The 18,740-nt window shown below is 67.8% G+C and carries 12 protein-coding genes; 9 read left to right on the forward strand and 3 right to left on the reverse strand.

All coding sequences use genetic code 11. The annotated features are described in order from the left end of the window. Positions 1-7: 7 nt before the first annotated feature. The 4 genes from G9V96_RS08435 to G9V96_RS08450 all read left to right on the forward strand — a co-directional run bounded on the left by G9V96_RS08435 (position 8) and on the right by G9V96_RS08450 (position 5,781). Positions 8-652 carry an urease subunit gamma gene (locus G9V96_RS08435; protein WP_168582632.1) on the forward strand — a complete coding sequence of 215 codons (645 nt, stop codon included), beginning with the start codon at positions 8-10 and terminating at the stop codon, positions 650-652. After that, on the forward strand, positions 649-2,337 hold the full coding sequence (locus G9V96_RS08440) for an urease subunit alpha (protein WP_168582633.1): 1,689 nt from the start codon (positions 649-651) through the stop codon (positions 2,335-2,337). Before G9V96_RS08435 ends, G9V96_RS08440 begins: the two co-directional genes overlap by 4 nt. 2 nt (positions 2,338-2,339) lie before the next feature. Beyond that, positions 2,340-4,013, forward strand: a complete 1,674-nt coding sequence (locus tag G9V96_RS08445) for an amidohydrolase (RefSeq protein ID WP_168582634.1) — start codon at positions 2,340-2,342, stop codon at positions 4,011-4,013. A gap of 106 nt (positions 4,014-4,119) precedes the next feature. Next, positions 4,120-5,781 carry a thiamine pyrophosphate-dependent enzyme gene (locus G9V96_RS08450; RefSeq protein ID WP_226913235.1) on the forward strand — a complete coding sequence of 554 codons (1,662 nt, stop codon included), beginning with the start codon at positions 4,120-4,122 and terminating at the stop codon, positions 5,779-5,781. Positions 5,782-6,235: 454 nt separating this feature from the next. Here G9V96_RS08450 and G9V96_RS08455 read toward each other — a convergent pair whose 3' ends face one another. Continuing rightward, on the reverse strand, positions 6,236-7,435 hold the full coding sequence (locus G9V96_RS08455) for a YihY/virulence factor BrkB family protein (RefSeq protein ID WP_168582636.1): 1,200 nt from the start codon (positions 7,433-7,435) through the stop codon (positions 6,236-6,238). A 159-nt stretch (positions 7,436-7,594) separates the two neighbouring features. On the opposite strand from G9V96_RS08455, the gene G9V96_RS08460 reads away from it, so the two are divergent. Further along, positions 7,595-8,839 (forward strand): dicarboxylate/amino acid:cation symporter, encoded by a 1,245-nt coding sequence (locus G9V96_RS08460; protein ID WP_168582637.1) that lies wholly within the window; start codon positions 7,595-7,597, stop codon positions 8,837-8,839. A gap of 60 nt (positions 8,840-8,899) precedes the next feature. Here the strand turns inward: G9V96_RS08460 and G9V96_RS08465 are convergent, their stop codons facing one another. After that, complete coding sequence (locus tag G9V96_RS08465) at positions 8,900-9,751, reverse strand: alpha/beta hydrolase (protein ID WP_226913236.1); 852 nt, start codon at positions 9,749-9,751, stop codon at positions 8,900-8,902. A 366-nt stretch (positions 9,752-10,117) separates the two neighbouring features. Between G9V96_RS08465 and G9V96_RS08470 the strand changes: the two genes are divergently transcribed. Both G9V96_RS08470 and G9V96_RS08475 read left to right on the forward strand, forming a co-directional pair. Next, positions 10,118-12,712 carry a non-ribosomal peptide synthetase gene (locus G9V96_RS08470; protein WP_168582639.1) on the forward strand — a complete coding sequence of 865 codons (2,595 nt, stop codon included), beginning with the start codon at positions 10,118-10,120 and terminating at the stop codon, positions 12,710-12,712. Continuing rightward, positions 12,709-13,950 (forward strand): MFS transporter, encoded by a 1,242-nt coding sequence (locus G9V96_RS08475; RefSeq protein WP_168582640.1) that lies wholly within the window; start codon positions 12,709-12,711, stop codon positions 13,948-13,950. The genes G9V96_RS08470 and G9V96_RS08475 overlap by 4 nt, the downstream gene beginning before the upstream one ends. Here the strand turns inward: G9V96_RS08475 and G9V96_RS08480 are convergent. Continuing rightward, the gene (locus G9V96_RS08480) at positions 13,927-15,762 is read right to left on the reverse strand and encodes a sugar phosphate isomerase/epimerase and 4-hydroxyphenylpyruvate domain-containing protein (protein WP_168582641.1); all 1,836 of its coding nucleotides are present in this window, start codon (positions 15,760-15,762) and stop codon (positions 13,927-13,929) included. The two genes, G9V96_RS08475 and G9V96_RS08480, sit on opposite strands and share 24 nt — an antisense overlap. Before the next feature lie 320 nt (positions 15,763-16,082). Here G9V96_RS08480 and G9V96_RS08485 point away from each other — a divergent pair, with 320 nt between their 5' ends. Together G9V96_RS08485 and G9V96_RS08490 are read left to right on the forward strand one after the other, a co-directional pair. Next, on the forward strand, positions 16,083-17,438 hold the full coding sequence (locus G9V96_RS08485; RefSeq protein WP_168582642.1) for a GntP family permease: 1,356 nt from the start codon (positions 16,083-16,085) through the stop codon (positions 17,436-17,438). Positions 17,439-17,728: 290 nt separating this feature from the next. Next, the gene (locus G9V96_RS08490; protein WP_168582643.1) at positions 17,729-18,628 is read left to right on the forward strand and encodes a universal stress protein; all 900 of its coding nucleotides are present in this window, start codon (positions 17,729-17,731) and stop codon (positions 18,626-18,628) included. Positions 18,629-18,740 lie beyond the last annotated feature (112 nt).

Genomic DNA, 18,740 nt, shown 5'->3' on the forward strand with positions numbered 1-18,740 from the left:
ACATTGCATGCACCTGACGCCTCGCGAGGAAGAACGTCTCCTCATCGCTGCTGCCGCCGATCTCGCTCGGCGACGCTTGGCTCGCGGCGGGCAACTGGGCGCACCGGACGCCATCGCGCTCGTCTGCGACACCGTGATGGAGGCGGCCTGGGATGGGGCGAGCCTCGCGGAGGCTATCGAGGCCGGGCGCGCGGCGGTCCCGGCCGAGCGGCTGCGCGACGGGGTCGCCGCCCTGGCCCGCGTCATCGAAGTCGAGGCGCTCTTCCCGCACGGAAGCGTGCTCGTGCACATCGAGGCGCCGTTCGGCCCCCCGACCCAACACGGCCCGGGAGCGATCCTGCCCGGCTCCACCACGCGCGAGCTTGCCCCCGGCCGCACCCGCGCACAGGTCACCCTGCACAACACCGGTCATGCCGCCGTGTGGGTCTCCTCCCACACCCCCCTGGATGCACTCAACGGCGCGATCCAGGTCGACCTGCCCCCGCAGGGACGGTGGCGGCTCGACCTACCCGCCGGGGTGAGCACCCACATCGAGGCCGGGGCGCGTCTACCCCTCCAGGCCGTAGAGATCCTCGACGACAACACAGCCGGCACGGACAGCAGGGGCAACAGGGGCATCGACAGTGGCGAGAACTCCAAGGAGCGGGAATGAGCGCCATGGACCCCCGCGAGTACGCCTCGCTCTACGGCCCCACCACCGGTGACCGGGTTCGCCTCGGCGACACCGACCTGTGGGTCGAAGTCGAAGCCGACGACACCGAACACGGTGAAGAACTCATCGGCGGCTGCGGCAAAACCGCCCGGCACGGCGCCCTGGTCACCGCCCGCAGCGGCCGCGACAGCGCCCTGGACATGATCATCCTCGGCGTGCTCGTCATCGACCCGCTCATCGGGGTGCGCAAGACGAACATCGGCATCAAGGACGGTCGGATCGTCGGCGTCGGCCGCGCCGGGAACCCCGACGTGCAGCGCGGCGTAGACCTCGTCGTCGACAGCCACACTGCGATGATCACCGGCGAAGGCCTCATCGCCACACCAGGATTCGTCGACAGCCACGTCCACCTGTCCAACGCCGACCTCGTCGCGGCCGGGCTGTCCGCCGGGGTGACGACGATCGTGGGGATGGGGATCGGCGGCGTCTGGGATGTGGGCGCCAACCCCGAATACAACCTGCACTCCCTCATCGCAGGCTGGGCGCACGCCCCGATCAACGCGGCGTTCCTGGCCCGCGGTTCCAGCACGTCCACCCCGCTGCTGGAGCAAGCCGTCATGGCCGGTGCCGGTGGGTTCAAGATCCACGAGGACTGGGGTGCTGCGCCGCACGTCATCGATACCTGCCTGTCGGTGGCCGAAACCGCCGACCTGCCGGTCGCCCTGCACACCGACACCCTCAACGAGAGCGGCTACCTCGGCGACACCCTGGCCGCCACCGCCGGGCGCACCGTGCACGCCTATCACGTCGAAGGCGGCGGCGGGCACCCCGACCTGCTGCGCATCGTCGAGCAGAAACACGTGCTCACCTCCTCCACGACGCCGACGTTGCCGCTGACAGCCGACACCGTGGCCCAGCTCGGCCCGATGACGATGACCGTCCATCGCGGCCACGCCCACCTGCCCAGCGACCGCGACATCGCCGCCACTCGCATCCGCGAACACGCCATCGCCGCCGAGAACGCACTGCACGACATGGGTGGCATCTCGATCATCAACTCCGACGCCCTGGGCATGGGGCGCATCGCTGAGATGTCCCGCTGTGCCTGGCAGCTGGCCCACATCCAGGCCGGGCTGCACGGACAGGTCGGCCCCGAGCAGGTCAACAACGCCCGAGTACTGCGCTACCTGGCCAAACTCACCCTCAACCCAGCCATCGCGCACGGCCTAGCCGACCACGTAGGCTCGCTGCGCCCCGGGCGCATCGCCGACATCCTGTTGTGGAACCCGGCCTGGTTCGGCACCCAGCCCGAACTCGTCGTCAAATCCGGCTTCGTCGCGTGGGGCTCCGCAGGTTCCGGTTCGGGTTCGACCCGACTGACTCAACCCCGGCGGATGCGCCCCTTCTACGGCGGTCTCGGCGCAGCACCGGCGCACCTGGCGCACATCTTCGTCTCCGGCGACTGCCTGGCCGATACCGCCGCGCGGGAACGACTGCCCGCCGGAGCGCGTTACACGCCGATCCGCGGCTCACGCTCGCTGACCTGCGCCGACATGGTGCACAACACGACCACCCCGCACATCGAGGTCGTCGGTGAACCGCGCCCGGCCGTCGTCGACGGCCACGAGATCCCCTTGAACCACGCCCTGCGACTTCCGTTGACCCACCTCCACCACCTGGGATGACCATGAAGATCGACCTGCTCATCACCGGCGCGAATGTCGTCACCCTCGATGACGAGCGACCCCGCTCAGGCGCCATCGCCATCCATCGGGGCCGCGTGCTCACCTGCGACGAGCGCGAGATCGAGGCGCTGCGCCCCGCCGTCACCGTCAATGCCGCCGGAGCCACGGTGGTGCCGGGGTTCGGCGACGCCCACAACCACATGGCCTGGTACGGGCTCTCCCTGGACGAGATCGACCTGATCGGCGTGACGGACATGGAGCGCCTGTACGCCCTGGTCGCCGAACGGGCCAAGCAGTTACCGCCCGAGCAGATGGTGATCGGCAGCGGTTACGACGACAACGTGCTCGGCGGCCACCCCGACCGCGACCGCCTCGACGAGGCCGCCGGTGGACGCCCGGTCTGGCTGAAACACCGTTCCGGCCACATGTGCACCGTCAACGGCACGATGTTGGAACGCTTGGCGGTGGACGAGGTCATCGAGGGTGGCCTCGTCGTCAGGAAAGGGGGCCGCCCCACCGGCCTGCTGGAGGAACAAGCCCAGAACCTCGTCGTCAGTCTCGTCACGCCCTACCCGCTGGACACCATCACCGACGCGCTGGCCCGCGCCTCGACGGTCTACGCCGGCCAGGGCCTCACCCACGTCACCGAATGCGGCATCGGCGCCGGCTGGTTGGGCAAGTCGCCGCTGGAGTTGGCCGCCTACCAACGCTGCCTGCAGCAAGGGCGCCTGGCGGTGCGGGCCCAGGTCATGCCGTGCGTCTCGGCCCTGCACAGCGTGCACGGCCACGAAGAAGACGGCATCGACTTCGGACTCGATCTGGGCATGCGCACCGGTTTCGGCGACGAGCATCTGCGCCTGGGCGCGATGAAGATCTGGACCGACGGTTCGATGCTCGGGCGCACCGCCGCGATGCAGGACCCGTACGAATGCCGCTGCGGCAGCGATGGGGTGGCCGGGAGCGGCTACCTCCAAGACGACCCCGAGCGAATGCGCACCCAGATTGTGGCCGCGCACGCCGCCGGCTGGGACGTAGCAGCCCACGCCATCGGGGACGCAGCAATCGAGTTCGCCCTCGATGCTTTCGCCGCCGCCCAGCAGGCCTGCCCCCGCCCCGACGCCCGGCACCGCATCGAACACGCCGGGGTGGTCAGCGACGCCGCGATCATCCGATTCCAGCGCCTCGGGGTCACCCCGGTGCCACAGATGCGCTTCCTGTACGACCTCGGCGATTCGATGGTCACCGCGGTCGGGCAGCAGCGCAGCCACCTGCTCTACCGGCACGCATCATTCCTCGCGGCCGGGGTGCGGGTGCCCGGCAGCAGCGACCGACCCGTCGCCGACGGCCGACCGCTGGCCGGAATCGCCACGATGCAGGACCGCCTGTCCAGCTCGGGGGCGCTCATCGGCGCCGACGAACGGGTAGAAGCGATGACCGCGCTTCGTGCCTACACCACCGATGCCGCGTGGATGGCTCGCGACGAGCACCGCCGCGGTCGACTGTCCCCCGGCATGCTCGCCGACCTCGTCCTCCTCGACACCGACATCACCGCTGCCCCGCCCGAGAACGTCGCCGACGCCGTCGTCCTGGCAACGCTGCTCGGCGGCCACGCCACCCACGACAGCGGCCTCGACCTGCCCACACCCCCTGCCCCCCTCTCCGGAGATGCCCGATGAGCCTGAGCGCTACCCCGTCCATCCCGCCCGATCCCAGCATCACCGCCACGGACCGGCAGCCGGCCGAGACGGAACTGTCAGAGAGCACCCGAGAGAGGGGGCGCGCGTGAGTTCCCCAGCCACCTCAGCGCAGCGCAACTCCCGTTCTGCAGGCCACGCCATCGTCGCCCAACTGCAAGCCCAGGGCATCCAGCGCGCTTACCTGGTGCCCGGCGAGAGCTTCCTGGACGTGCTGGACGGCCTGCACGAATCCAGCATCGAGGCCGTCGTGTGCCGACAAGAAGGCGGCGCCGGATTCATGGCGCTGGCTGAAGGCCGCATCGGTCCCGCCCGGGGCGCGCTACCCGGCGTCGCGATGGTCACCCGCGGGCCGGGCGCGGCGAACGCCATGATCGCCGTGCACACCGCCTACCAGGACGCCACCCCGATGGTGTTGTTCATCGGGCTGATCCCGATGCGCGACCGCGATCGTGAGTCGTTCCAGGAGTTCGACCCCAAGGCGTGGTTCGGCTCGACGACGAAACGAGTCTGGGTCTTGGACGATCCCGACCAGGCCCCCAGCGTCGTCCGCGATGCCTGCCACCTGGCCGTCAGCGGCCGCCCCGGGCCGGTAGTCGTCGCCCTCCCCGAGGACGTGCTGGTCCAACCCTGCACCGCACCGCCCGCAGCGCCACGGGCCCTGCCCACCTGGTCGGGACTGGACCCGGCGCCGGTCCTGCACCCGCTGGCTAGCGCCACCGCCCCCCTGGTGGTCGTGGGCGGAGACCGAATCAGCGCCGCGGGCGCACGCGACCTGGCCCGCTGGGCCCAGGCGTGGCAGTTGCCGGTGCTCAGCGACTGGCGAACCCAGGACATGCTCGATCACGACAGCCCCTCGTGGTGCGGCTTCCTGGGCTACGGCGGATCCCCCGCTGCGGCGGAGCTGCTGCGAAGTGCCGACGCCGTCTTGTTCCTGGGATGCCTGAACACTGACGTACTCAGCAGCGGATACACCCCAGGCGCCGACGGGCGCTGGGTCGGCGTCGTCGGCACCGACCCAGACCTGCTCGGCCACGACGGCAACGTCGATGCCCATCTGCTCGGTGGCATCAACGAGTTCGCCGCCGCAGCCGCCGCAGCGGAGGTTCCTCGCCAGCGCCCGTGGGCGGCGCGCACCGCGCAGGCCCGAGCTGCCCAAGCCCAGTTCGCCACTCCTAGACCCGACGGGCCGGGCTGGGGCGTCGACCTCGGGGCTCTGATGGAGGACTGCGCGCAACGCCTCCCCGAGGACGCCGTCATCACCTACGGCGCGGGTAACCATGCGTTGTGGGCGCAGCGCTACCTGGTACACCACCGACCCGGCACCCTCGTCGCGCCGCGTAACGGCGCGATGGGCGTGGGAATCCCAGCTGCGGTGGCGGCCGGGCTGATCCACCCCGGGCGGCGGGTCCTGTCCGTCGCCGGTGACGGCTGCTTTCTGATGAACGCTCAAGAGCTGGCCGTGGCGGCAGCAGCCGGCGTCCGACTGTGTGTGCTCGTGGTCGACAACAGCCAGTACGGCACGATCCGGGAGCACCAGGAGCGGCACTATCCCGGCCGGGTCAGCGGCACCGGGCTGAGCAATCCCGACTTCGCGATGTACGCCCGCTCCTTCGGGGCCCTCGGCTTGAGCGCCGCCACCACGAGCGAGGCGATCGAGGCAGTGGCCGAGGCGTTCGCGTACGACGCCCTCAGCCTGATCCACCTGCGCGTCGACCCTGACCTGGCCGGGCCGGCAGCGATGCGGTGACAGTGCAGCCGCACGCCTGCGAGGGCGCTAACACATCCCCAGCGGGACTCAGCCCAACATCCCCCTGATGTATCTATCGAGGTCCCAAAAGTAAGGACTTAGTCAAGTTTCCTTTTGTAATCGGCAAAAATCCTCGCGTATGGTCAGCGAATCGGCGCAACCAGGCGGGGCCTGGGGCATGCCGTGGGGACCGAAATCGCCGACGGGGGTCGGTGTGACAAACAAGGGGAACGCATGAACTACGACGCGAGCTTGACCTGTGCCAGCTGCCGAGGCTGGTCGTGCATGTCCTGCGTGGCTGCACGACCCCACGAGGTCTGCCTGAACGACTGCCCCGAATGCGACGACCCGCGCGCAGCCGTCGAAGAGCCCTGGGACGCGCCTGTTCCGGTGGGCCGCAGCCAGGTCTACGCGGCCTACCCCGTCAAGCACGAACAATGGCGTCGCCCAGAGGTCACCGCGCGCCGTCGCGATGCGCTGGCGACGATCCGCAACGGCCGTCACGCCCGGCGTCGGGCGACCCGCCTGGTCGGCTGAGCTCGCGCTCGCGTTCTCCGGCGCGGGGCGCAGTCCCGGACTCGCGCCCCTGCCGGTCGGCATCATCCAGACCGGGCACCCCGCGCAGATCTTCCGGGTCGACCAGCAGCGAACCGGTGACTTTATGGTGCGGCCAGTCCAGGGTCCGCGGGACAGTCATCGTCACGTAGTTGGGCCGTTCCCGAGCGCGGATGTCCTCGGCCGTGATCGGCAGGAGGGGTTGCGGCGGGTTCGCCGTCCACGCCGCGATGAACATCGTGAAACGAAGAGCCAGGTTGATCCACAGCAGCAACGTGACGATCGCCGCGAACGAAGCCAGCAGCGGATCATCGATGGATCCCAGCAACGACGTCCCCCCCAAACGCAACACGCCGGTACCTGCCGCGCCGAACAACGCACCGGCGATGAGGTCGCGGCGTGGCGGGCGCACTCCGGCGGTGACGCTGAACAACATGAGGAAGACGCACGTGTCGACCAGGGCAGCCGCGCCCCAGGCCGCGCTGCGCAACGCCACTCCGACCCCGGGCCCGCTCACCCCCAGTACGTCGAACACGGCCCCGCCGGCGAAGGAAGCGGCCGAACCCAACACCGAGGCCAGCAGCACCCCGCCGCCCAGGACGATGAAACCGACCAGGTCCCGCGTCTTGCCGTAGAGGAAGGGCACCGGGGCACCCGCCAGCCCGAACATGGCGCGGATGGATCTGCGCAGCCCCGTCATCATCGCCAACGCCGTCCACAACACGACGATCGAGGAAACGATCGTGGTCCACGACCATGGGTCGTCGGCGATGAGCGTCTCCGGTTTGACCAGACCCGATCCCTGGCCGCGATCAATGAGGCCGGGCAACACCTCTTCAACCGCTTGCAGCGCCATCTCCATCAACTCGGGTCGACTCCCGAGGAAGGCGCGCAGCACATTGATGATGATCGTCAGCGCAGCCGTCACCGATAGCAGCGCCGAGTAGGTCACTCCGCCGGAGAACAGCGCACCGCGCCCGAAGTGGTACCGCAGCCCGGCGCGCACCAGACGAAACCGCATCGCGCGGGCGCACAGCCGCCCTCCGACACGCCAGACCCGGGCTATCGGGGAAGGAAGCTCGCCCCGCTTATGCGACATGGGGGTCACCGTAGCGGCAGCGACCGGCCCCGGGGGAGCACCGACGCTGCTTTTTGACTGAGCCAACCCCCGGATTCGGCCGAGGGTGGTGTTCGGGCTCACGAAACCGTCATAGCCGTAAAGCCGACGGGCTTGTGGTGGGGGTCCTAGGCTGCGCCCATGGTCAATAAGGATCGGCGCAAGGTAGGCCTGCTGCCAAAAATCATCATCGCCATCATTCTCGGCATCGTCTGCGGGTTGTTCTTCCCTGAGTGGCTCACGAGAGTATTCGTCACGTTCAACGGGCTCTTCGGCAACTTCCTGTCATTCGTCATCCCCCTGATCATCCTGGGGTTGATCGCCCCGGCCATCTCCGAGCTGGGCAAGGGCGCCGGTAAGTGGCTCGCTGTGACTGCCGGGATCGCCTATACCTCCACTATTTTTGCCGGTCTGCTCGGGTTCGCGGTCAGCATGGCGGTTTTGCCGCGGCTGCTGGCTAACAAGCAGGTCGGCGCGGTCACTAACCCTGAAGATGCGCTCCTGCAGCCCTACTTCACGGTCGAGATGGCCCCGGTCTTCAGCGTCATGACAGCCCTGGTCCTCGCCTTCATCCTCGGGGTGGCGATGACGGTCATCGAAGGTAAATCATTGCAGCGTGGACTCATTGAGTTCCGCGCCATCGTCAACATCGTCATCAGCGCGATCATCATCCCGTTGCTGCCGCTGTACATCTTCGGCGTCTTCCTCAACATGACCGCCGCCGGTGAGGTATTCAACGTCATCACTACATTCCTCGGCGTCATCATCATGGTTTTCGTCCTGACCGTGATTCTGTTGCTCATCCAGTACGCCGTGGCCGGAGCGATCGTGCACCGCAACCCGTTCAAGATGCTGGCGACGATGCTGCCCGCCTACGCGACCGCGTTGGGCACCTCTTCTTCGGCCGCCACCATCCCGGTGACGCTGCGCCAGGCCATCGCCTCCGGCGTCTCCACCCCCGTCGCCTCGTTCACCATCCCGTTGTGCGCCACCATTCACCTGGCCGGCTCCACGATGAAGATCACCTGCTTCTCGTTGGCCGTGATGATCCTGTACGGGCTGCCCATCAGCACCCCGACGATCATCGGATTCATCTTCATGCTCGGCATCACAATGGTCGCGGCTCCCGGCGTGCCCGGCGGCGCGATCATGACGGCGGCCGGTCTGCTCAGCACCATGCTGGGCTTCACCGAGCCCCAGGTCGGGTTGATGATCGCCACCTACATCGCCATCGACTCCTTCGGTACCGCCACGAACGTCACCGGCGACGGCGCTATCGCCCACATCGTCGACAAAATCACGGCCCGCTCCAACGCCCGCAACGGCATCGCTGTCGAACAGGACACCCCTGGCACCGCTACCGGCGGCGCCACCGTGGCTGGCTAGCCAGCCCGAACTCGCCTAGCAACGCCCCGGTCGCGACCCTCGCCGCGACCGGGGCGTTCCTCATGAGACGTGCGCGTCCAGGAAACTCAGCATCTGGTTGCGGATCGCCTCGTCCTGGAAGAACTTGGGGTCAGCGTGACCGGTGTCGATGATCGTCAGCTCGGTGGGCACCGAAGCCTTCTGCAGGGCGTCGCGCATGCGTTCGGCCTGCGCGAACGGCGCCGTGCAGTCTTGGCGGCCAGCGAACATGATCATCGCTGGGGACTGCTCGTTGATGTAGGTCAGCGGGCTCGCCGAATCGGCGATCTTGCCGCCCTGCTCGCTGCCGGGGTCGGCGCCGATCAGTTGCCCGTGGGAGGAATCGGCCCCCGTGCGTTCCGGGTCGCATCCCTGTGCCTGTTGGTCCGGGATCCGGCCCCGCAGGTCGTACAGGCCGTAGTACCCGACGACGGCATCGACCTTGCTGTCGGTGGAGGTCTCGCCCAAGGTTCCCTGCACGGTCTCGTCACCGGCGGCCATCGCCACCAGCGAGGACAAGTGCGCCCCCGCGGAGTCTCCGCCGAGCGCAAAGCGCTCCGGGTCCAGGCCGAACTCCGCGGCGTGGGCCTTCAAGTACCGCACCGAGGCTGCGATGTCGTGGGTGGGCGCCGGGAAGGTGTTGGCCGGGGCGAGTCGATAGTTGACGCTGGCGATCGCATACCCGTGCTCCAGCAGCGCCTGCTTCATCTCATCCATATGGATGTCGGTATTCGCCAGGTCCGCTTTCTCACCGGCGCGCCATCCCCCGCCGTGCGCCCACACCAACACCGGGAACGGTCCACTGCCCTGGGGGGTGAAGATGTCTAGTGTGTGTTCGGGCATCCCGTCGTCCACATAGTGGATGTCGAGACGTTCAGGTTGCGGATCGCTCACACCGGCTGCTGCGGTCGTGCTTTCCGGCGACCCGGCGGTCCCGTCGTCCGTTGGAGAGTCCGCGGATTTCGTTGCGGCTCCTGAACATCCGGCACCCAGAACGGCAACAGCCGCGGCCAGCACAAGCAATCTTCTACGCATGTTCTCCCCCTTGTTTCAGGCCTGGATGGCCTTATCCCTGCAGAGAGGGTAACCACCTCTCGGCAGTGCTGGTCCCGTTGCGTGCATGAGCAAACGAGCCCTGTTGGACGAGCGTATAGAGTAAGGGTCGAAGACCTCTGGGGGTGGAGGGAAACGCTCTATTTTGGGGGACCCTGAATGGCTAGTCGGACTACAGCGTCGCCGGGTGCGCGCACCATCACGTCGTTGAGCGAATCGGATGTTGCGGCCGGGATATTGCCACGACTACGGACGATAGTCGACGAAGCACCTGACGCCATCGCCATTGCAGATGACAGCACCGAACTGACCTATGCCGAGCTCGCCGCGCAAGCAGCTACCACCCTGAGCGTGCTGCGACGCGCGTTGGACAGTCTGGAACCGCCACTTACCCCCAAGGGGGCTGCCGAGTTCGGCTCCGGCGAGGTCGTCGGGATGCTCTTTGGTCACACCACTCAGGCCGTAGTGGCCCTACTGGCCGTGCTGGCCTCCGGTCATCCCGTCCTGGTGTTGGATCACCGCACGCCGCCGGCTCGGCTGCGCCAGTTCGTCGAGCGCGCTGGGATGCGCGTCCTCCTGGCCGACAAAGCGCGGCAGCCGATGGCCCGCGAACTATGCCGCCCGGTCATCGTGCCCCCTCGCGACGTTCGACGTACCTCGGCTGATGAGTTGTGGGCGAACATGCCCGACCCGACCTCGGTTGCCGCGTTGGCTTTCACCTCGGGCTCCACGGGGACTCCCAAACCCGTAGCCAACGATCACCGCCTCTTCGTGCGCGATGCGTGGAACAGCTCAATCGCCAGCGGTTGCTACGGCGCCGATGACGTCATCGCACACACCTTGCCGATCGCCTTCCACGCCGGCCTGACCACGACCGTGCACGGGCTGCTCGTGGGAGCCACGATGCGGTTGTACGACGCCCGAGAGCGCGGCATCGAGCCACTGCCCGGTTTCATCGCCGAGCATGCCTGCTCGGTGATGATCACCAGCCCGGGCATTCTGCGCGGTTTCATCGCTTCGGGACCCGACCCCGACCTGCTCACCAGCCTCACATCACTGACCATCGCTGGCGAGACCGCCTACGGTCGCGACGTCGAGGCGGCCCGCAAGATCCTGCCGGAGAACTGTGTACTGCGGAACCGATATGGCTCATCGGAGACGGGGCTCATCGCCGAGTACGTCATCGACAACGCCCACGGTGAACTGGTCGGCCAGTTGCCTGTGGGTCGCGGCGTGGGACGCACCGAATGCACTGTCGTCGATGCTGAAGGCAACCCGGCAGCCCCCGGCGTGACCGGCAGGCTCGAGGTTCGCGCCCCCAACCTGGCCATGGGCTATTGGGGGTTGCCGGAGATCACTGCGGAGTCGTTCACTCAGACTGCGGAGGGCACCTGCGCCTATCGCACCAGCGACCTGGGCCGGATGGATGCGGCCGGGAATGTGACGATCGTGGGCCGGGCGGACCACAGCGTGAAGATCCGCGGATACCTCGTGGACCCGGGCGAGATCGACGCCGCGCTTTTTGCCCTGCCTCAGGTGCGCGAAGCTGTCGTGGTCGGGGCCAAGCATCCGCTGGACGACCGCAATCGCCTCATCGCCTATGTCGTGCCGCGGCGCACCGGCACCGACGCGGACGCAATCCGTTCGGCACTGCGCACTGCGCTCCCGACGCACATGATCCCCGAAGCTGTCGTGTTCTTGACCTCGATCCCCCGCAACGACCGCGGCAAGATCGACCGGCACTCCTTGCCGGAACCGCCGCCACCGGCGCCTGTCGGCGGCGTCGGCGATGTCAGCGAATGGGAAGAGATCGTCGCGCATCACTGGGCCGAAGTTCTCCGGGTGGAGCGGGTAGGCCTCGAGGACGACTTCTTCGCCCTGGGCGGGGACTCCCTGACCGCAGAAGCAATCGTCACTCGGATGATCGAGGACCTCGGGGTCAGCCCAGAGGTCGCCCGCACCGCTACGCTCGCCGAACATCGCACGCTGCGCGCCTTCGCCCGCAGTCTCCAAGGCCACCCGGGCAAACCGCGAACCGCCCTGGTTACTTTGCGTGCGACCGGCTCCAAGACGCCGCTGTTCTGCGTGGCAGGTGGCGGTGGCCTCGGAATCGCCTTCCAGCCCTTGACGGCCCGTATCGACGCTGACCGCCCGGTCTATGCCCTGCAGTCACCGGTCATCGAGAGCCGCGGCCTGCCGGAGATCAGCGTGCGCCAGATGGCGCGGCGGCACGTCGCCGTCATGCGTTCGGTGCAGCCGCACGGCCCGTACAACCTGGCCGGACACTCCTTCGGCGGCATCGTCGCGGTAGAGATGGCGCAGCAGTTGCAGGAAGCAGGCGAGCAGGTCGCTCACTTCATCGTGCTGGATTCCTTCCCGCCCGACCCCAAACAGCATCCGCCGCTGGAGCCGTCCCTGATTCGCGGTCTGCGAATGATCGCGGCGGTCGTCTGGACGGCGACCCGCAACACCTCCGGCGGCATCGGCGCCTACCGCTTCTGGGAACAGTCCCGTTGGCTGGGGCACTGTTACCACGGTCGCTCCTGGGGCGGAAAAACGCTGGTGCTGGTCGCGGACTCGCCCCAACGCGAAGAACGCTCTGCCTGGGACGGGTGCCTGCACGGGCAATGGCGCAAGGTCGATGTGGGTGGTGACCACATCACGATGCTGCGACAGCCGTTCGTCGATGAAGTCGCAGAGCACGTCAACACCTTCCTCGCCAGCGACGAGGTCCCCACCGAAACCGATCAGTCGGCGGCGGGCAGCGACGACACCGACCAGTCTCCCCAGGTGCTTCGATGAGCGGCCGCGCCCACGCACCTGCGCGCAGCGCGGTACCGCCGATGGCAGCTCTGCTGTGTTGGCTGACCGTCGCCCTGGAAGGCTTTGACCTTGTCGCTTTCGGCGCGGTCATCCCGACCCTGCTGGAGACGGCGCACTTGGGCATGGGCCGTGCCGAGGTGACGATGGTCGCCACGATCTCGCTGGTCGGGGTGGGCGTGGGGGCCGCTGCCTGCGGGCCGTTCATCGACCGGTACGGCAGACGCCTCGGACTCTTCATCAGCGTCGCCATGTTCTCCCTCTTCACCCTCGCGGTGCCACTGGCCGGTTCGGTGGCCATGCTTGCCGCGGTGCGCTTCGTCGCCGGCCTAGGGCTGGGGGCGTGTATGCCCACGGCGATCGCCCTCATGAACGAAGCCAGTTCCGTCAGGCGTCGCGCGAGCGCGACCACGGTGACGATGACCGGCTACCACGTGGGGGCCGTCGCGATGACGCTGCTGGCCCTGGCTGTGGGCCGGGACTGGCACCTGCTGTTCTACGGGGGCGGCACGCTCGGTCTGCTGGTACTGCCCTTGGTGTGGTTCGGGTTGGAGAAGAACAGCATCGCGCCCCCTTCCCCGGGTACACCTGCTGCTGCGCGCCCGCTGCGTGAACTGCGCACCCCAGGGGCGGTGGCAGCCATGGTCTCTGCCTGTGTCGCCTCGTTCATGGGTCTGCTGCTGGTGTACGGGCTCAACACGTGGCTCCCGCAGATCATGCGAGACGCCGGGTACTCCCTGACGTCTTCGCTCAGCCTGCTGCTCATCATGAATGCGGGCGCAGTGGCCGGGCTACTCCTGGCGGGCGTGGTGGCGGACCGACGCGGCATCCGGGGTTCGACGGTGGCCTGGTTCGCAGCCTCGGCACTGTTCTTGCTGCTGTTGTCCACCAGGATCGCCAACCCGGTCCTTCTGCACGCTGTCGTGTGCGTCACCGGGCTATTCGTCTTCAGCGCCCAGGGGCTCGTCTATGCCTTGGTCGCCCACCTCTTCGAGGAGCGGGTGCGCGGAACGGCGCTGGGGATGGCCTCCGGCGTCGGGCGCCTCGGCGCGATCACCGGCCCGGCGGCAACCGGCGCGTTGGCCAGCGCCGGGCTGGTCTACCCGTTCGGGTTCTACTTCTTCGGCGGTGTCGCCGTGCTCGCGGCCATCGCGGTGCGATCGATGCCCGCACACCTCAACACCGCCCAGCCGGAGTCAGCCGCGTTCGTGCGCAGCTAGGCGCACGTGCGCGGCCGGCGCACCGTACTCGTCGTAGCCCCCGATGCGCTGGGTGAGCTCGATGTGAAACGCGCCGTTGATGACCTGGGTGTAGGCGTGGATGAACGCGCCCTGATCGTCTCGGTCGTACAGCAGCCCGCACTCGCGCAACCGAGCCAGATACTCCGGTTCCAGCTCGACTCTGGAGTCAAGGTCCACGTAATAGTTTTCCGGCACGTCCAGGAAGCGCACCCCGGCCGCACGCGCCCGGCGCACTGCCGCTTCCACATCAGGGCAGGCGAACGCGATCTGTTCGATGCCGCGCGCTGCGTTGTCACGATTGTCCTCACTGGCGCTCAAGATCACCCGCAGATTCCCGGCGGCGGGGCGCAGCGGGCGGCTGCGCAGTCGCCCGCTGGGCTGGATGAATTCGGTGATCTCCCCGGCTTGCAGGCCGAACACGGTGCGGTAGAAGGACTGCTCGGAGGGCAACCGGTCGGCCGGGACACTCACGGTCAGGTGGTCGATGCCGAGCCAGTCGCCGACTTCTTCTGCGGCCGGTTCGAGCGGGGTGTAGCCGGCGCGCCAGTCCTGGGCGTGACCGCCCGGTGAGCTGAGGAAGACGTGCAGACCGTCGGGGGTGTCGATGCCGGGCAGTGCGGCCTGATAACGGCCGCGCGCTTTGCGAACCTCTGGCCAGAGCAGGGCGCGGGCGCGGGTGGCGACGTCTTGCACGTCATCAGTGATCAGCGCCAACGCGCTCACGAAGGGCCGCGACCGGGGGGCTTCCTCGGCGTCGGGCACCGGCAGGGTGGTCACGCAGACATGCGCTTCGCCGTTGCGCCACCACTGCACCGGACGGGTGGCGTGCTCACCGACATGCGTGAAACCGAGCGCGCTCAGCAGCGGGCGCACGATCTGGTCTTCGGGTTCCACCGCGAACTCCACGAAACCGGCGTCGACGCGGGCCGGCAGCGGCGGCGGGTCGAACAGATCCACCCGGGGACGCTTCGCCCCGGACAGGGCCCGCATCTCCTCCTCGAGGTGCAGCAACGAGCGCATCCCATCCAGAGCGGTCTGACGCGGGTGCGCGGTGCGCACCACGTCGCTGAACACCTCCAAGGACAGCGGACCGCGGTAGCCAGCCTCGACGACGGCGCTGACCAGCGCGGCCACCTCCAGGTTGCCCTGGCCCGGAAAGCACCGGAAGTGACGCGACCAGGACAACACGTTCATGTCCAGGCGCGGGGCGTCAGCGATCTGCATGTACAAGATGCGACTGCCTGGAACCTCGGCCAAGGCCTGTGGGCCGTCCCCGCGCGAAAGGATGTGGAAGGTGTCCACGGCGAGCCCGATGCAGGGGTGATCGGCCCGACGTACGGCCTCCCAGGCCTGGCCGACCCGGTCGATATGCCGGCCCCAGGCGAGCGCTTCGAAGGCGATGACGATGCCGTGTTCGTGGGCGACCTCGCCGACGGCGTGCAGTTGTTCTGCGCTGAGGTCGAGGTCGTCGATGGCGCTGGGCAGCGCGTTGGAGCAGGCCAGCGCGGTGTGCACACCGAGTTCTTCCATCACGGCGAACTTTTTGCGCAGTCGGCGACGAACGGGCTCGAAGCGGGCCGGATCCCACCCTTCGATGTCCCGCAACGGTTGAAACAGTTCGATGCTCAGGCCCAGGTCACGGCACCTGTGCGCGACCTCCCGCGGCGATGACGTGGCGGCGATGAGATCGTTGTCGAACAGTTCGATCCCATCGAAGCGGGCCGCCGCAATCGCGGCGAGCTTATCTTCGAGCTGACCCGACAGCGACACGGTCGCGATCGCTTTGCGCATGACTGCAGTCCCCTTTTTCTGGCCGGTCGGCCCGGCACCCCTGAAGCAACCGTAGTGGAGGCTTCCCTTAGCTACCTCCCCATCGGGTGTCGATGCTCTGACGGCCAGGCGCGGGGAAGAACGATCTGTGCGGCGAAGTGTTCGCCGGGAGCGTCCAGAAGAGCCCATCTTGACCTTGCATACCGCGAACCCGGTGGCCCAGCGAGCGCGGTCATCGTCACATGCCCGAATCTGGTGATTTGCGCACCGGGTGACCCCATCCAGGTGGACAGTGGACCCCGCGCTCCAAAGACCTACTCCCCGATACGAAAAGAGCTGCCATGATCGCGCTCCACACTGCCATCGCGATCGTCGCCATCGTCCTGCTCATCATCAAGGGCAAAGTCGATCCGATCATCTCCCTCGTCCTCGGCTGTCTGTACCTCGGCCTGGCCAGTGGCATCGGTTTCGAGGCCACCGTTGATGCCATCACCTCCGGGTTCGGCGACATCATGGCCAAGATCGGTCTGCTCATCGGGTTCGGTGTGCTCATCGGTGGGCTGCTGAACACAACCGGCACCTTCAGCCGACTGGTGACCGTGCTGCTCAAGGCAACCGGGCCGGCGCGGATTCCCTACGCCCTGGCCATTGCGCTGTCCACCATCTTCCCGGCCATCTACGTCGACGTGCAGGTCGTGCTGGGCGCCCCGGTCGCCCGCAAGAGCGCCCCGCACATCGGGCGCAACGGTTTGGCGCTGATGGCCGGGGCCCTGGGCACCGGCATCTTCTGCGGCTACGTCTTCGTCGTGCCTGGGCTGTCCGCGATCTCCATCGCCGGGCTGCTGCAGATCCCACTCGGCACGTATCTGCTGTACGGCATCGTCCTGGGCCCGTTGACTGCAGTGCTGACCACCTTCGTGTTCAGCCGGATGCTGCACCACGGCTGGTGGAAGCCTGCGCTGGACGAAGAAGAGTTCGACGAGTCGACAACCGATGACGACGACCCGATCCCCGGGCAGGACGGCGGACACCGGCTCCCGCCGCTGGCCTTGGCGCTGCTGCCGATCCTGATTCCCCTGGTCCTCATCGCGACCGGCGCCTTCGCCGGACTGGCCGGGGTGAAGAATGAGTTCCTCGGCTTCGTCGCTGACGCCAACGTGGCCATGTTCATCGGTTTGCTCGTGGCCTACGTGCTGGCCCGGCGCACCGTCGGCAGTGCGGGCACGGATGAAGCATTCTCCGCAGGCCTGCACACGACCGGTGAGATCTTGCTCGTGACCGGTGTCGGTGGTTCGCTCGGTGCGGTGATCAAGGCCACCGGACTGGCTGACGTACTCGGCTCTCTGTTCAGCGCCGACGCCGGTGCCCCGATCATCATCAGCATCCTGCTGGCCTGGTTCATCGCTGCTGTTCTGCACCTGGCGATCGGTTCGGTCTCGGTGGCGGCCATCACCGCGGCGGGCATCGTCGCCCCGATCGTCGGCTCGACCGGGGTGGCCCCCATCGCGATCGGTCTGGCGATCGCTGCCGGTTCGTTGTTCGCCCTGCAGGTCAACAGCAACTTCTTCTGGATGTTCAAGGCGCTGCTCGGCTTGAGCACCCAGGGAGCGTTGAAGACGATGACGACCGTCACCGCCATCGCCTCGTTCGTGTCGCTGCCGTTCATCATCGCGATCGCGTTCATCGTGCCCGCCTGAGCAAGCTGAGCGCACGACCCACCCCGAGGCACTCGGCTCTGCCGTGCCATCGCTTAGCTGAACCGCCCGGCCCGTGAGGGTCGGGCAGTTCCTCGTTGCGGCAGCCAAGCGGGTGGGCGCGAGGTACGTCTCGCTGTGCCGGTTGCGGCCTGCGTCGCTACGCCCGCAGCCAGACCCGCTGCCGCCGCTGGCAAGCGTTGTGATCTGCATAGATTCGCGCGCTAAACCTGGCCTTTACCGCCGCGACGCGAGAACCTGGGAGTACGAGGTCCGCCAGTGCAGGAGTCGCCATGAACGAAACACCCGTCCGCGATTTCACCGGCCAGGTCGTGCTGGGCACCACCGGTGCCGAACAGTGCGCTACCGCTGAGTTCTGGGGGGCTGCTTTCGCCGCCCGTCGCCGCCTCCCGGTGCTCTTGCTAGGCGCCTTCGGCCACGGGCCCACTGCTGCGCCGGACGCTATTTTGCTGCCGCAGATCACCGAAGATGCGCAGTTGGCCATGACCTCCTACCTGGAGCAGATGCGCACGAACCTGCAGAGTCAATACGAGAACCTGGACGTGGGCGTCGAAGCCGCACCCGGACACGCTGGACCGTGGTTGGCTGATGCGTCGCGCTCCGCCGATCTGGTCGTCGTGGGGACCCGGGGCTTGAACGGGCTGAGCGGGCTGCTGCTCGGGTCGACCTCGCAATACCTGGTCACGCATGCCCGCGGCCCGGTAGCGGTCGTGCCCTCCTCGCTGACCGAGGACCTGACTGACGGGGACCCCATCGTGTTGGGTGTGGACGGCGAGAGTGACTCCGCCGCCACCGAATTCGCGTTCGAGCAGGCCCGCACCGAGGGGCGGCCATTGGTCGCCGTGCACTCCTGGGAGCCCGGAGATCGCTGGGCCGACCGGGACGAGCGGGGACCGGCGGTGCCCACCGATGACCACCTCGACCACGTCCTGAAGGAAACCCTGGCCCAGCACACCGAACGCTTCCCTGAAGTGGAGGTGCGACGCCAAGTCGTGCGCGGCCAATCCGATGTGGCCCTGCTGGGTGCCTCGGCCCGCGCCGCGATGCTCGTCGTGGGCACCCACGGCCGCGGCGAGGTCCGCGGGTTGCTCTTCGGCTCCACCAGCATGCGACTGTTCGCACGCGCCTCCTGCCCCGCCATCGTCGTCCCGGAACGGACTCGGCAACAGTAGGTAGGCGAGCAGGTAGGCGGCTGTCGAGGCGTTGAGGCGCCTCCGCAGTCGTCTGCCCCCTCCACGGGTGGAAGCAAAAGAGTGCGGTACAGCGCGCCGCTGCACCGGAAAG

Source organism: Gephyromycinifex aptenodytis (assembly GCF_012277275.1).
Lineage (GTDB): Bacteria > Actinomycetota > Actinomycetes > Actinomycetales > Dermatophilaceae > Gephyromycinifex > Gephyromycinifex aptenodytis.